Below are 12,816 nucleotides of genomic sequence, written 5' to 3' on the forward strand. Positions count from 1 at the left end.
CCCCCTTGCCATTTTCCGGTCTTTGCAAAATAGTGAGTTATGTTCGCTTCCGGCTGAAAACGGGAAAAGGTCACGCAGATGGAAAAAGAATGGTCCGAAAGCCGGGCGGGGCGTTTTGCCCTGAGCCTGCAAATGCGCCTGCTGCAACAATGCCTGGCGGCGTGGCCGAGGCGGGGCAAAAGCCTTTTGGAAGTCAACTGCGGCGAAGGCCTGTTCCTGTCCCTGCTCTGGGAATGCGGCTTTGACGTGACCGGCACGGAGCTGACGCCCGCCCTGCGGGCGCGGGCCGCGGCCACTGCCCCCGCCGGAACCGAAGTGGAAGCGGCTGCGGATGACCATCTTCCCTTTGAGGACAATGCCTTTGACTGGGTCGTTCTGCATGTGACGGCCGCCGACGGCGACGGCCTCGCGGCCAGCGCGCGCGAGGCCTTGCGGGTGGCGGCGCGGGGCCTGACCGTCACCTTCTGGAATGCCGCGTCCCTGCCCTGGCTCTGCCGACGCCTGAGCGGCCACAAAACAGTCTGGCCCGAACCGGCCTACTGCTGGTGGCGAATCTGGCGGCTGCTCAAGGCTTTCAAGGCCGGTCGCCTGACCGGCCTGAGCACTCTGGCCGGTCCGATCCGCACCTGGAACAGACAATGCGCCGCCGCGCCCTGCAATGCCTGGCTGCGCGGCCTGCCCGTGGGCGCCTGGGGCGCCATCCGTCTGGATCTGGTGCCGCTCAAACCGGTGACGCCGCTGCCCCTGCGCCTGGGGCGGGGACGTCTGCGCCGCCCCGAGCCGGTGCTGGAATGCGGTCAGAAAAATCTAGTGAGATGTCACGCCTCACCTGTCGGTTCGGCGTGAAGATCGCACAGCAAAAAACATGGTTTTTACTGTGCTTACGCCGCCTGCGGCGGCGCGCAATCCCTTGCGGGTTTGCGGCATGTGTCGCTGACGCGACACTGATCTCTCCCCTCAAAAAACGCGGGAAAAGCGCATGAAACTGCCCCTGCTCTCGACCCTGGCCGCGCTGGCGCGCGAACACGTTCTGGCCCTGACCGTGGTCCTGCTGGCAGCGGCCCTGGCGGCGGGCGGCTTTTACGGCTGGCGCTATTACCAGTACCGCCAGAGCAGCGAGTACGCCTATGTCCGCCTGCAGGCGGCTCTCTCGCCGCCCAAGCCGGAAGAACTGGCCCTGCGCGTGGACTTCAACACCCTCTCCGGACATTTGGCCGAGGCCGTGGCGCGGAACTTTGCCTTTTTTAAACAGGGGCCGGACCAGATCCGCGCCCTGAAAGACATTATTCAGACCGGCCTGCTCAAAAAATTTCTGAGCAAGGAGGAACCGGCCAAGGGCCAGGCGGAGAAAGAGGAAGACCCGGAAAAACTGCTGCAACAGCCGCTGACTTTACTGCCGCCCGATTTTCTGGCCCAGTTCATCGCCAATCTCAGCATGCGCCCCGCTGAAAGCGGCACGGTTCTGCTTTCTTCCGACATCCGTCATCCCCTGCTGATGGACCGGACCTTTCCCCTGATCCTGAGCATGGAAAAAGGCCCGGACGGCTGGATCGTCCGCGATCTGGTCAACGCCGACGAGCTGACCAGGCAGTTCCGCGACGCGCTGCGGGCGCGCCTGACCGCCCGCCACGATGTGCTGATCCGTAAAAACGCCGCCACCAGCAAACGCATGGACGGCATCCTGCCCCTGCAATCCTGCACGGCCAGCGCGGGCCTGCTTTCAGACGGCAAAACCCTGGTTCTGGTGGCGCATGTGCTGGCCCGCAATACGGGCGACGTTTCGGTGAACAATCTTGATCTGGACGCCACTTTCAGCGGCCCGGACGGCACGAAGCTGTTGCGCCGTTTTCTCAACGCGGCCCGGCCCGTCGCGCCGGGCGAGGATTTCGACCAACGCTGGAGCATTGAGCTGGACGGACAGAGCCCCCAGGGCCGGAGCCTGCTGGCCGCCGGACCGCTGACCTGCACGGCGACCTGGCGCACGCTGGGGCTGAGCAATGCCGAAGTGCTGCATATCGTCGATGTGCCCGACATCCTGAAAGCCTGCAACAAGCCGGGGCATCACCACTTCCCGGGCTTCTGCCTCTCTCCCATCTTTCAGAACTGATTCCGTCCAACTGGTCCAGTGCCGCGGGGTCGCCATCCCGCCGCGCATTCCGCTTCCGGATAAAAAACTTCAAAACGCTTGCCTGGAAATGGAATATGGGAAGATTTCAGCAGCTTATCCGGCAAAATGAAAAAATATAACTTTTCTCTCCAGAGCATCTGTGCCATAGTTCATTGGATCAGACCATAAAAGTACCCGCCGGCGCAAGACCGGCCTCATTTACGCAAGGAGCCGCACATGCAGGGCCGCAGCCGTTCCATTCATCTTTCCGTGCATATCCACAAAGATCCCGCCGCCATGGCCGAGCGGGCCGCCCACATCCTGGCGGCGGCCTGCGAAGAGGCCGTGGCCGAGCGCGGCGTGTTCAAAATCGCCCTTTCCGGCGGGCAGACCCCCATCCCCCTCTTCCGCCTGCTGGCAGCCGACGACTGGGCCGACCGCCTGCCTTGGGACAAAATGACCTTTTTCTGGGTGGACGAGCGCTGTGTGGGACCGGAACATCCCGAGAGCAATTACGGCCTGGCCCGGCGCGAACTGCTCAGCCAGGTGCCGGCCACGCACTTTTTCCGCATGCGCGGCGAAGCGGACCCGGTAGAGGCCGCCGTCAAGTACGAACAGCAGATCCGCCATGATTTCAATCTCGGTCCGCAGGAACTGCCGCGTTTTGACTTCATGCTTCTGGGCATGGGCGAGGACGGGCACACCGGCTCCATCTTTCCCAATTCTCCGGCCCTGGCCGAAAAGAAACGCCTGGTCATCGACCAGTACGTGCCCGAGCGCAAGGCCGACCGCCTGACCCTGACCCTGCCGGTCATCAACAACGCCCGCTGCTGCATGTTTCTGGTCACCGGCGCGGAAAAGCACGACGTGCTCTCCCGCGCCCTCAATCTGCTGGCAGAGCCCACCCTGCCTGCCCAGATGGTACGGCCCGGCATCGGCGACCTGATCTGGGTGGTGGACGAAGCCGCGGCCACCGGCAACTAACGGCACTACCTACCCATTTTTCAAGGGGGAAAGGGAATCGTTAACCGGTTCTCTTTTCCCCTTTCAACTTCCGAAGATTATTAAGACACTCCGGTATAATGGGCTTACCGACGCGAAAATAAAACCTCTTCATGCCATCACGCTTCAGTTCTTCTATTTCCCTTTTCAGGTATAAATTTTGCATATTTTTTAATGCAGAAAAATTTTCCCCTGGAGTAAGGACATGGAGCTGACCGGAATTTCACACACTGTGGCATCCGTATTCCAAACGCAAGCGCAGCAAGCCCGCATAAAGCCTTCTTCCGGAGACAGCGCGGTATTTTCTGAGGAAGCCCTGCGCCTGAGCAGGGAGGGGAACGGAAACAATGCTGCGGAAAACGCCGTTGGACAGGCCAAACTCCAAGCAGCGCGCGATGATCGAACGGAAGCCGACACATTGGAATTTTGGCAAATTCCGTCTGTCATGGCGGAGTACGCCCCGACGGCGCTTATCCTTAATCAAGATGCCATCGGTATTCCGGCAGCAACATTACCCACGCTTGAGGAAATAACGGCGGCGCGGCAAGAATTTACAGAGGTCAGAAAAACATTCGAGAAGGCTTTCAATCAAATGGGCGTCGACTATGACGCATTGTCGCAGAAAGAACAGTATTATCTCATGCGCAACGAAAGTTTCACCGCAAACTTGCAGCAATCTTTTCTGACTATCCGGGAAGGACAGGGCGGATCATAAAAATGGATACGCTCTTTCAAGGGAGCTTTTCCATTCCTCTCTCGGTACCGCCAGTCCCCAAGCCGGCGGCGTTCATTTTCTCAAGGCCCCGCAGAATGCGCGCCTTGCAGATCAGTTCCGGACGGTATTCAAAATGCATGAGGTCATACTCGTGCCATTTGCCGCCCCAAATGAAACCCTCCGCTTCAAAAGCGGCCACAATGGCCGCAGGGTAGCTCTGTTGCATGGGATGCGGCCGCAGGCGGCTCCAGCGCCAGTAGGGCGCGCGCCGGGCGCTCAGATCCAGAGCCACGCCGTAGGCATGCGGGCTCAGACGTTGTTCCCCGGCCACACGCCGCCACAGAAAGCCGCCGTCCGGCTTGAGCAGGGCACGCAGTTCCGGTTGTTCGCGCACGGATTCGGCCAGACGCGGCTCCACCTTTTGCAGGGCTCCCGCCGCAACCGCCGCCAGGCGGACAGGCTGCCCCAGCACATGCGCCGTGCGCAGGCCCTTGCCCACCTGCCGGGGGTCTGAGCCATATAAGGCCGCCAGCAGAGCGTAGGAACGCCGCCGCCCCGGCGCGACGCCCGCCGGAGTGGCCGGGCGTTCCGGCTCCAGCGGGTAAAGATCGGCCATGCTGGCGCGCACGTCCACATCCCATGGGTCCGCCGGAAATTCCCGGCCCTCGCCCTCACCCTGCGCCCGGCTGTACAGCACGCGGCGGCCGTCGGCCAGCACCAGCCATTGCCCGCCGTCGCCGTCAGGCTCCAAGGCGCGCACAACCGGGTAGGTCAGGCGCAGACAATAGAGATTGACCGCATCCTCGGCGGATGCCTCCTGAACCGGCGTCCCGCCCCAGGCGGCGCGCGGCGCGCAGCAGAACAGACAGCAACAAAAAAGGAAGAAACAGCGCATGCGCCAGCCTGACCCGGCCCGCCCGCGCTTGTCAAGGCGGGCGCTTTTGCGTACATCAGCGGCCATGCCTGCCTGGAAATTTTTCATTGCGACCTTCGGCTGCAAGGTCAATCAGTACGAAAGCCAATCCCTGCGCGAAGCCTGGCAAAAGCTGGGCGGCGAGGAGTGCGACGTGCCGGGCGAGGCCGATGTGCTCTGCGTCAACAGTTGCGCCATCACCGCCAAAGGCGAGCGCGACGCGCGCAATGCGGTCTTCCGCCTGCGGCGCGAAGCCCCGGCGGCACGGCTGATCCTTACCGGCTGCGCGGCCCGCCTGTTCACGGAGTTCCGCCCCCGGCCCGGCGCGGCCTGGGCCGAACCGGACCTGCTGGTGCCGCAAGAGGACAAGAGCCGCCTGCTGCGCGGCCCCTGGCCGGAGGGGAACGCGCCCGGCCTTCCGGCAGCGGAGAGCATCCGGGCTGAAGCGCCGGCAAATTTCCCGCCCTTCCGGATCAGCAGTTTCCGGCGCGCCCGGCCCGTCCTCAAAGTGCAGGACGGTTGCGCGCACCGCTGCACCTACTGCATCGTGCCGCTCACACGCGGCAGGCCGCGCAGCCGCGCCCCGCAAGAGGTTCTGGATGAAGCCCGCCGTCTGCTGCGCGCCGGGCACGCCGAACTCATGCTTTCCGGCGTCAATCTGCGCCAGTACGGCCGCGACGTGCCGGATTACGGGGATTTCTGGGATCTGCTGCGCTTTCTGGACGGACATCTGGCCCCGGAATTCGCGGACCGGGCCCGCTTGCGGATCAGCTCCCTGGAACCTTCGCAGTTGGACCGGCGCGGCCTGGAAACCCTGACGGCCTGCCGCATGCTCTGCCCGCATCTGCACATCTCGCTCCAGCACGCCAGTCCGGCGGTGCTCAAACGCATGGGGCGCGGCCACTACACGGCGGGCATGCTGGAAGAAGGCGTGGCCGCCCTGGCGGCCCACTGGCCGCGCATGGGTCTGGGCGCGGACATTCTGGTGGGTTTTCCCGGCGAAACAGACGAGGATTTGAGACTGTTGCTGGAACTGGTCCAGCGCCTGCCCTTGAGCTACGCTCACGTCTTCCCCTACTCACGGAGGCCTGGCACGGCGGCGGAGGCCTTTGCCGGGCATTTGCCCCAGGCCCTCAAACTCCGACGCGCGGCCGAGGTGCGCGCGGCCGTGGCGCGTCGCCACCAGGACTTTCTGCGCGACCAGCTCGCCCTGCCGCGCATGTTGGTGGCCGCCGACATTCTGAAACACGCCACGGCGGGAGCGGATGTCGGAATGCCGGAAACCGACGGCCTCAGCGGCCTGTGCAAGGGCGTCAACGAGTTTTACGCCCCCTGCTTTTTCCGGGCTCCGGCAAACGGAACGGTCAGTCCCGAGGTCCTCTCCGGCCTGCTGGCCGCGCGGCCCGTGCGGGCCACGGAAAAAGGCCTGCTGGTGGAACTGATGTCTGATTTTTCACATTAGGGGCGGCATAGCCGCCGTAAGTCAGAGAAATTTGAGAGCATACCTAATTCGAAATTTTTATAATCAGACACTAGAAGCAGAACAATCATGAAAAGGGGACCGTGTGGTCCCCTTTTCATGACAATACGCGTTGCGTGCCTACACGCTGATCTTGCCGCCCAGCAACTTGATGAAGGCCGCGATCCAGGCCGGATGCGCGGGCCAGGCCGGAGCCGTGACCAAATTGCCGTCCACCACCGCGTTGGTGAAGGTTTCGTTGGTGTCGGCCCAGGTGGCTCCGGCATCCACCACATCCGGCTTGACCGCCGGGTACGCAGTGCAGGTGCAGTTTTTCAGAATTCCGGCGGAAACCAGGATCTGCGGGCCGTGGCAGACCGCCGCGATGGGTTTTTCAGCCGCGTTGAATTCGCGCACGATTTCCAGCAGCCTGGGGTTCAGGCGCAGGTATTCCGGCGCGCGGCCGCCGGGCACCACCAGGCCCGCGTAGTCGGCGGTGTTGACCTTGTCGAAGTCGTAGTTGATGACGAAGTTGTGGCCGCGCTTTTCAGTGTAGGTCTGGTCGCCCTCAAAGTCATGGATAGCGGTCTTCACCGTGTCGCCGGGCTTTTTGCCGGGGCAGACGGCGTGCACTTCATAGCCCACCATCTGGAGCATCTGAAAGGGCACCATAACCTCGTAATCTTCCACAAAATCTCCGGCCAGCAACAGAATCTTTTTCATTGTCTTTACTCCTTGGGCATGCCCCGGCAGGGGCCGCCCCGCATGGCCCCACCGGGGCCCGGTTGACGGGTTCGCGGCAACAGTGGGGGATATGCCGCCCTTGCCTTGCCGATACGCATTCTTATATATGCAGGCAAAGCCCGTCGGCAAGCCCCCTCCGCGGGGGTCCACGGGCGGAAATTCCTGCTGCTGGAGGCTTCTCATGCCCATGTACGACTTTCTCTGCACAGCCTGCGGAGAAAAATTCGAGGAACTGGTCGCCGGAGACGGCGCGTCGCCTGCCTGCCCCAAGTGCGGCTCCCATGCCACCGAGCGCCAAATGAGCGTTCCGAGCCCCCTGAAAACCGGGGCTTTTCCCTTCAAACCCGGCCCGGTGCGCCCCATGGGCGGGGGCATGCCATCCTGCGGCGCGTCCGCCGGAGCGGGCGGCTGCGGCGGCAGCGGCGGTTTTTCCTGAGGCAGCTGACCACAATCCGTGAGATTGCTTCGTACAAAGGCCCTCGCACACGCGGGGGCCTTTCTTGCATTCCCCCGGCCCTTGCTCTACACTTCCCGAATATCTTTTGCAGCAGGAGAAGCCATGCTTCGCAGTATGACCGGATTCGGACGCTGTCTGGTGGAAAACGCCAACCTCACCCAGCAATGGGAGGTTAAAAGCGTCAATGGCCGCCACCTGGACCTCAAGTGGCGCTTGCCCGTGGCCGTGCGCAGTCTGGAGCCGCGCCTGGAAAAAGTGGTCCGGCGCTTTGCCTCGCGCGGCCGGGTGGACATCAGCCTGATCCTGCAATACGCGGCCGGTTCCGCGCCCAGCCCGCGCTTCGACAGCCTGCAGGCCGCGGCCATGCTGGAGAGCCTGCACGCCCTGGCCGCCTCGCGCGGCGAGGACTTCGCGCCCGACTACAACGCCCTGCTGCAGATTTCCTCTCTGTGGGGCGACACCGGCGAAGAGCTGGATGAAAACGTCGTCGCCCTGCTGGAGGAAGGTCTGGCCCTGGCCCTGGAGGACTGGAACGAAGCCCGCGCCACCGAAGGCCGGGCCCTGGCCACAGACATGCACTCCCGCATTCTGCGCATGCAGGAATGGACCGGCCTTATCGCCGAACGGGCCCCGGCCATCAAGGAGGAGCGGGCCAATACGCTGCGTGAGCGCTTGGGCGAGGTTCTGGCCCAGAGCGGACAGGAGCTGGAGGAAACCCGCCTGCTTCAGGAAGTGGTCATTCTGGCCGACCGTCTGGACGTCAGCGAGGAGCTGACCCGCCTGAACACCCATCTGGAACGCCTGGGCAATCTGCTGCAAAGCGGCGGCGACGCCGGGCGGAGGTTGGATTTCACCCTGCAGGAATGCTTCCGCGAGATCAACACCTGCGGCAACAAGCTGCCGGACGTGCAACTTTCCCGCCTGGTGGTGGATTTCAAAAACGAACTGGAAAAATGCCGCGAGCAGGTCCAGAACCTGGAATGATCCCATGCCCGGCGACAGACTCATTAACATAGGTTTCGGCAATTACGTGCTGGCCGGACGGGTGGTGGGCATCGTCAGCCCGTCCTCGTCGCCCATGAAGCGCCTGCGCGAGGACGCGCGGGCCGAGGGGCGGCTCATTGACGCCACCCAAGGGCGCAAGACGCGCTCCATTCTGGTGACGGATTCCAACCATGTGATCCTCTCATCCATCCAGCCCGAAACCATCAGCCAGCGTTTTACGCAGGAGGAAGGGGCCTGATGCGGCGTGAAGGCATTGCCCTGGTTCTGAGCGCCCCGTCCGGGGCGGGCAAAACCACCTTGATCAAGCGGCTTCTGGCGGAATTTCCTCATTTCGGCTACTCGGTATCCTGCACCACGCGTCAGCCGCGCCAGGGGGAAGCGCACGGCAAGGATTATCTTTTTCTGAGCCGGGAGGATTTTGAAAGCCGCCGGGCGCGGAACTATTTCGCGGAGTGGGCCGAGGTGCACGGCAATTTCTACGGTACGCCCCTGGAGCCGGTGAAGGACATGTTGCGCCAGGGCCAGGACGTACTTTTCGACATTGACGTGCAGGGCGCGGCCCAGCTCAAGCTGACGCTCGACGAGGCCGTCTTTGTCTTCATCCTGCCGCCGAGCATGGCGGAACTGGAACGCCGCCTGCGCGGACGCGGCCTGGACGACGAGGCCACTATTGAACGCCGCCTGAACAACGCCCGCCGGGAGATTCTCGAGGCCCGCTGGTACGACGCCCTGGTGGTCAACGACGACCTGGACGCGGCCTACGACGCCCTGCGGGCTGTCTATCTGGCCGCCACCATGGCTCCGGCCCGCAATCCCCGGCTGGTGGAAGAAATGCTCGCGCGCTGAATCCCGCAAACGCCCCGTCACGACAAGGAAGACAATGGCCCAGCTTATCGTCGCTCTGGATCTGCCCCGCAAGGATGCGGCCCTCTCCCTGGCCCGTGATCTGCAAGGCCTGGCGCCCTGGTGCAAGGTGGGCATGGAATTGTTCACCCTGGCCGGGCCTTCCCTGCTGGAATCGCTCAAGAGCCTGGGCTTCCGGGTTTTTCTTGATCTGAAATTTTACGACATCCCGCATACTGTGGGCCAGGCCGTCAAGGCCGCCGCCGCAGTGGGCGTGGATCTGCTGACCCTGCACTGCCAGGGCGGCGAGCGCATGTGCCGCGAGGCCCGCGCGGCCGTGGACGGCCTGGCGGCGGACAGCCCCGCGCGCCCCCTGCTTTTCGGCGTCACGGTGCTGACCAGCTTTGCGGAGGGCGAAATGCCCGGCATTGCCGCCGCCCCGGCGGATTTTGCCTTGAGCCTGGCGGCCGGGGCCGCCGCCTGGGGCCTGGACGGCGTGGTCTGTTCCGGCCTGGAAGCCGCGCGGATCAAAACGGCCTCGCCCGGCCTGCTTTGCCTCTGCCCCGGCATCCGCCCGGCCGGGGCCGCCGCCGGCGATCAGCGCCGGGTCATGACCCCGGCCAGGGCCGTTGCCGCCGGAGCGGACTTTCTGGTGGTCGGCAGGCCCATTCTTGAAGCGCCGTCCCCGGCCGAGGCCGCGCGGCGCATCCTGGCGGAAATGGACGCCGCCGGATAATATACTGATTTCTATGGAAATCAGTCACCATCGGCCTTGCGGCCGATGCACCGCCACAGGTGATTTCGCGGTAAAATGTAAAAATTTACCGCGCAGATCCGTAAGGAAACATTATGCCCGAAGAACAAGCCTCCGCCCCTCAAAACCCGGCGCTCAGCGCCCCCCGGCCCGCCGCCTCCAGAGCTGCCGTTGCCGAAACCAACAAGGCCGAGGTGCGCGGGGTGTTTTCCACCCAGGAAATCCGCCGGGTGGGCACAGGCACCACCACCCGCAAAACCGTGCAGAAAACCTTCTGGTTCATTGAGCAGCACGGCGACGTCATCGAATGCCAGCCGCTCAACCCCAACTACGTGCCCAGCGGTCCCAAGCGCAAGATCACCATGGACGAGCTGATCAGCAAGTTCGCGCCGGAACCGGAGTTCTACCTCAATTCCGTCTATCCCAAGATGCAGGAATTGCAGCGTTCCGTGGACAACGGGGACAACCACCGCGAAAAAGGCGAAAATTTCGCCGCCGAATACGAATATTCCCGTGCGCTCAAGGTGGACGAGGAAAATGTGCGGGCCAACTTCGGCATCGGACTGACCTATATGGAACGCGGCGACGCGGAAAAGGCCCAGGATATTTTCGAGCGCCTGGTCAAGCTGGACGGCGCGTTCGAGCCCGAGCACAAGCATCTTTTCAATGAATTCGGCATTAATCTGCGCAAGAACAAGATGCTGCAACAGTCCGTGGAGTATTACGAGCGCGCCCTGCAACTCTCGCAGAGCGACGAAAATCTGTACATGAACATGGCCCGCGCGCTCCTGGAAACCAAGGATATCAACGGCTGCATCGACAATCTGCTCAAAGCCCTGGAAATCGCTCCCAAGCATGAACCTTCGCTGAAATTCCTGGCCTGGATGATTCAAAAAAATCTGGTGCCGGAAGAGCGTCAGGAAGCCGTGCGTGAGGCTTTGCGCGCCGTGGCCCAGGCGGCCCAGGCCGCTCCGGCGCAGGACCAGGCTTCGTGAAAAACTGGCAGTTTCGCGAAGGGCCGTCCGGCACGCCGCCCTCCGGCTGGGCCGAGCAGCTTTCCATTTCGCCGCTCCTGCTGGAAATCCTCTGGAAGCGAGGCCTGACAGAGGCCGAGGCCATGGAGAATTTTCTGTCGGCGCGTCTGAATGCGCTCACGCCGCCCTCCTGCTGGCCCCAGATTCCGCAGGCCGCCGAACTGCTGGCCCAGGAACTGTTGTCCGGCAAAAAGCTGGCTGTCTGGGGCGACTACGACGTGGACGGCATCACGGCCTCCACCCTGACCCTGGATGTCCTGGAAGCCCACGGCATCATGGCCGGGCACCATCTGCCCGACCGCCGCAGCGAGGGTTACGGCCTGAACGTCCCCGAGATCGAAGTCCTGGCCGCGCAAGGCTACGGCATTCTGCTGACCGTGGACTGCGGTATTTCGGACCTGGAAGCCGTGCGCCGCGCGCGGGAGCTGGGCATGACCGTGGTCATTTCCGACCACCACCTGCCCCCGGCGGAACTGCCCCCGGCCCAGGCCATCTGCAACCCCCGCCTGGACGAGGCCGAGGCTTCGCCCTGCCCGCATCTGGCCGGGGTGGGCGTGGCTTTTTATCTCATGGCCGCCGTCAACGCGGCTCTGGCCCCGCATACGGGCAAACGCTACAAAATGGACGAGGCCCTGGATCTGGTGGCTCTGGGCACCCTGGCCGACGTCATGCGCCTGACCGGCGAGAACCGCATTCTGGTACGCGGCGGCCTGGGCAAACTGGCCAAAGCCGCACGCCCCGGCATGGCGGCCCTCAAGGTGGTCAGCGGTTTTGACGCGGCCGCCTCCCTGAGCAGCGGGCAGGTCGTTTTTCGTCTGGCCCCGCGCATCAACGCCGCCGGGCGCATGGGACAGGCGGAGCTGGCCCTGCAGCTGCTGCGCGAAAAGGATTACGCGGCCGCCGCGCGCCTGGCCGCGCAACTGGACGCCCTGAACACCGAACGCCGGGCCGAGGAGGAGCGCATCCACGCCGCGGCCCGCGTCCAGGCCGAGGAGCAGCTTTCGCGCGGACCGCGCGCAAGCCTTGTGCTCTACGGCCAGGACTGGCACCCCGGCATTGTGGGGATTGTGGCTTCGCGCATTGTGGATGAATTTTACCGCCCCACCATCATTCTCTGTGAGGATCAGGGCAACCTCAAGGGCTCGGGCCGCTCGGTGCGCGAATTCGACCTGCATTCGGGCCTCGCGGCCACGGCCCCCTGCCTGCTGGGCTTCGGCGGGCACCGCTTGGCCGCCGGAGTGCGCCTGGAGCCGCAACGCCTGGAAGAATTCCGCGAGCGTTTCGACGCCGTGGCCGCCGAAGCGCTGGGGCCGGAGCCGCTCCGCCCCACCCTGACCCTGGAATGCGAGCTGGATTTCGCCCGTGCCGGTGAACAGTGCTTTTTAAAAGAGCTGGAGCTTCTGCAACCCTTCGGACCGGGCAATGCCGAACCGGTATTCGCCTCGCCGCCCCTGCTGGTCAAGGAACGCTCCTTTCTGGGACACAGCCGCGAGCATGTGCTGCTGCGCGTTCAGGACCAGAAAAGCGGCGTCACCCTGTCGGCCAAAGCTTGGCGCATGGCCGAGGCTCTGCCGCCTTCCCTGGTGGGTCAGACCATCCGCCTGGCCTACACGCCCCGCCTGGATACCTATAACGGCATCGTCTCCGTGGATCTGGGCGTCAAGGACTGGCGGCCCGCGTAACACGGCGGCGGAATGACTCACTGAAAGCTGAACACGGGCAAAGCCCGGCGCTGAATCATATCAACAGCCGCGCAGCAATGTCTTTATTATATAAATACTTC

General features: G+C 63.7%; 14 protein-coding genes. 12 read left to right on the forward strand and 2 right to left on the reverse strand.

The genetic code is table 11. From position 1 onward, the window contains the following. The first annotated feature begins 78 nt into the window (after positions 1 to 78). The 4 genes from KH208_RS01555 (at position 79) to KH208_RS01570 (ending at position 3,824) form a co-directional block, all read left to right on the forward strand. The gene (locus KH208_RS01555; protein ID WP_291433223.1) at positions 79 to 846 is read left to right on the forward strand and encodes a methyltransferase domain-containing protein; all 768 of its coding nucleotides are present in this window, start codon (positions 79 to 81) and stop codon (positions 844 to 846) included. A 133-nt stretch (positions 847 to 979) separates the two neighbouring features. Then, positions 980 to 2,107, forward strand: a complete 1,128-nt coding sequence (locus KH208_RS01560) for a translation initiation factor IF-2 (RefSeq protein ID WP_291433225.1) — start codon at positions 980 to 982, stop codon at positions 2,105 to 2,107. Positions 2,108 to 2,344: 237 nt separating this feature from the next. Continuing rightward, the gene (pgl, locus tag KH208_RS01565) at positions 2,345 to 3,091 is read left to right on the forward strand and encodes a 6-phosphogluconolactonase (RefSeq protein WP_291433227.1); all 747 of its coding nucleotides are present in this window, start codon (positions 2,345 to 2,347) and stop codon (positions 3,089 to 3,091) included. 223 nt (positions 3,092 to 3,314) lie between these two features. Beyond that, positions 3,315 to 3,824, forward strand: coding sequence for a hypothetical protein (locus tag KH208_RS01570; protein WP_291433229.1), 510 nt, complete (start codon positions 3,315 to 3,317; stop codon positions 3,822 to 3,824). 16 nt (positions 3,825 to 3,840) lie between these two features. Here KH208_RS01570 and KH208_RS01575 read toward each other — a convergent pair whose 3' ends face one another. Further along, complete coding sequence (locus KH208_RS01575) at positions 3,841 to 4,806, reverse strand: M15 family metallopeptidase (RefSeq protein WP_291433231.1); 966 nt, start codon at positions 4,804 to 4,806, stop codon at positions 3,841 to 3,843. On the opposite strand from KH208_RS01575, the gene KH208_RS01580 reads away from it, so the two are divergent. Next, positions 4,784 to 6,199: a MiaB/RimO family radical SAM methylthiotransferase gene (locus tag KH208_RS01580; protein ID WP_062251728.1), complete on the forward strand. Its 1,416-nt coding sequence runs from the start codon at positions 4,784 to 4,786 to the stop codon at positions 6,197 to 6,199. The two genes, KH208_RS01575 and KH208_RS01580, sit on opposite strands and share 23 nt — an antisense overlap. Positions 6,200 to 6,337: 138 nt before the next feature. Here KH208_RS01580 and KH208_RS01585 read toward each other — a convergent pair whose 3' ends face one another. After that, positions 6,338 to 6,919 (reverse strand): DJ-1/PfpI family protein, encoded by a 582-nt coding sequence (locus KH208_RS01585; protein WP_008684680.1) that lies wholly within the window; start codon positions 6,917 to 6,919, stop codon positions 6,338 to 6,340. 202 nt (positions 6,920 to 7,121) lie between these two features. On the opposite strand from KH208_RS01585, the gene KH208_RS01590 reads away from it, so the two are divergent. From KH208_RS01590 to recJ, 7 genes are all read left to right on the forward strand, one after another. Beyond that, the gene (locus tag KH208_RS01590; RefSeq protein WP_062251727.1) at positions 7,122 to 7,376 is read left to right on the forward strand and encodes a zinc ribbon domain-containing protein; all 255 of its coding nucleotides are present in this window, start codon (positions 7,122 to 7,124) and stop codon (positions 7,374 to 7,376) included. 123 nt (positions 7,377 to 7,499) lie between these two features. Beyond that, on the forward strand, positions 7,500 to 8,381 hold the full coding sequence (locus KH208_RS01595) for a YicC/YloC family endoribonuclease (RefSeq protein ID WP_062251726.1): 882 nt from the start codon (positions 7,500 to 7,502) through the stop codon (positions 8,379 to 8,381). Between the two features lie 4 nt (positions 8,382 to 8,385). After that, positions 8,386 to 8,640: a DUF370 domain-containing protein gene (locus KH208_RS01600; protein ID WP_008684688.1), complete on the forward strand. Its 255-nt coding sequence runs from the start codon at positions 8,386 to 8,388 to the stop codon at positions 8,638 to 8,640. Next, complete coding sequence (gmk, locus tag KH208_RS01605) at positions 8,640 to 9,248, forward strand: guanylate kinase (protein ID WP_062251725.1); 609 nt, start codon at positions 8,640 to 8,642, stop codon at positions 9,246 to 9,248. The genes KH208_RS01600 and gmk overlap by 1 nt, the downstream gene beginning before the upstream one ends. A 34-nt stretch (positions 9,249 to 9,282) precedes the next feature. After that, a complete protein-coding gene (pyrF, locus tag KH208_RS01610) occupies positions 9,283 to 9,981 on the forward strand; it encodes an orotidine-5'-phosphate decarboxylase (RefSeq protein ID WP_291433238.1) in 699 nt (232 codons plus the stop codon). A 113-nt stretch (positions 9,982 to 10,094) separates the two neighbouring features. Next, positions 10,095 to 10,994: a tetratricopeptide repeat protein gene (locus KH208_RS01615; RefSeq protein WP_083521945.1), complete on the forward strand. Its 900-nt coding sequence runs from the start codon at positions 10,095 to 10,097 to the stop codon at positions 10,992 to 10,994. Then, on the forward strand, positions 10,991 to 12,715 hold the full coding sequence (gene recJ, locus KH208_RS01620; RefSeq protein WP_291433239.1) for a single-stranded-DNA-specific exonuclease RecJ: 1,725 nt from the start codon (positions 10,991 to 10,993) through the stop codon (positions 12,713 to 12,715). Before KH208_RS01615 ends, recJ begins: the two co-directional genes overlap by 4 nt. Positions 12,716 to 12,816: the final 101 nt, after the last annotated feature.

Source organism: Desulfovibrio sp., assembly GCF_018379785.1.
In the GTDB taxonomy this organism is placed as follows: Bacteria; Desulfobacterota; Desulfovibrionia; order Desulfovibrionales; family Desulfovibrionaceae; genus Desulfovibrio.

Excerpts from the sequence above, each read along its gene's own strand:
- KH208_RS01555 (WP_291433223.1), top strand. The coding sequence starts at position 79 with ATGGAAAAAGAATGGTCCGAAAGCCGGGCGGGGCGTTTTGCCCTGAGC.
- KH208_RS01560 (WP_291433225.1), top strand. The coding sequence starts at position 980 with ATGAAACTGCCCCTGCTCTCGACCCTGGCCGCGCTGGCGCGCGAACAC.
- pgl (WP_291433227.1), top strand. The coding sequence starts at position 2,345 with ATGCAGGGCCGCAGCCGTTCCATTCATCTTTCCGTGCATATCCACAAA.
- KH208_RS01570 (WP_291433229.1), top strand. The coding sequence starts at position 3,315 with ATGGAGCTGACCGGAATTTCACACACTGTGGCATCCGTATTCCAAACG.
- KH208_RS01580 (WP_062251728.1), top strand. The coding sequence starts at position 4,784 with ATGCCTGCCTGGAAATTTTTCATTGCGACCTTCGGCTGCAAGGTCAAT.
- KH208_RS01575 (WP_291433231.1), bottom strand. The coding sequence starts at position 4,806 with ATGAAAAATTTCCAGGCAGGCATGGCCGCTGATGTACGCAAAAGCGCC.
- KH208_RS01585 (WP_008684680.1), bottom strand. The coding sequence starts at position 6,919 with ATGAAAAAGATTCTGTTGCTGGCCGGAGATTTTGTGGAAGATTACGAG.
- KH208_RS01590 (WP_062251727.1), top strand. The coding sequence starts at position 7,122 with ATGCCCATGTACGACTTTCTCTGCACAGCCTGCGGAGAAAAATTCGAG.
- KH208_RS01595 (WP_062251726.1), top strand. The coding sequence starts at position 7,500 with ATGCTTCGCAGTATGACCGGATTCGGACGCTGTCTGGTGGAAAACGCC.
- KH208_RS01600 (WP_008684688.1), top strand. The coding sequence starts at position 8,386 with ATGCCCGGCGACAGACTCATTAACATAGGTTTCGGCAATTACGTGCTG.
- gmk (WP_062251725.1), top strand. The coding sequence starts at position 8,640 with ATGCGGCGTGAAGGCATTGCCCTGGTTCTGAGCGCCCCGTCCGGGGCG.
- pyrF (WP_291433238.1), top strand. The coding sequence starts at position 9,283 with ATGGCCCAGCTTATCGTCGCTCTGGATCTGCCCCGCAAGGATGCGGCC.
- KH208_RS01615 (WP_083521945.1), top strand. The coding sequence starts at position 10,095 with ATGCCCGAAGAACAAGCCTCCGCCCCTCAAAACCCGGCGCTCAGCGCC.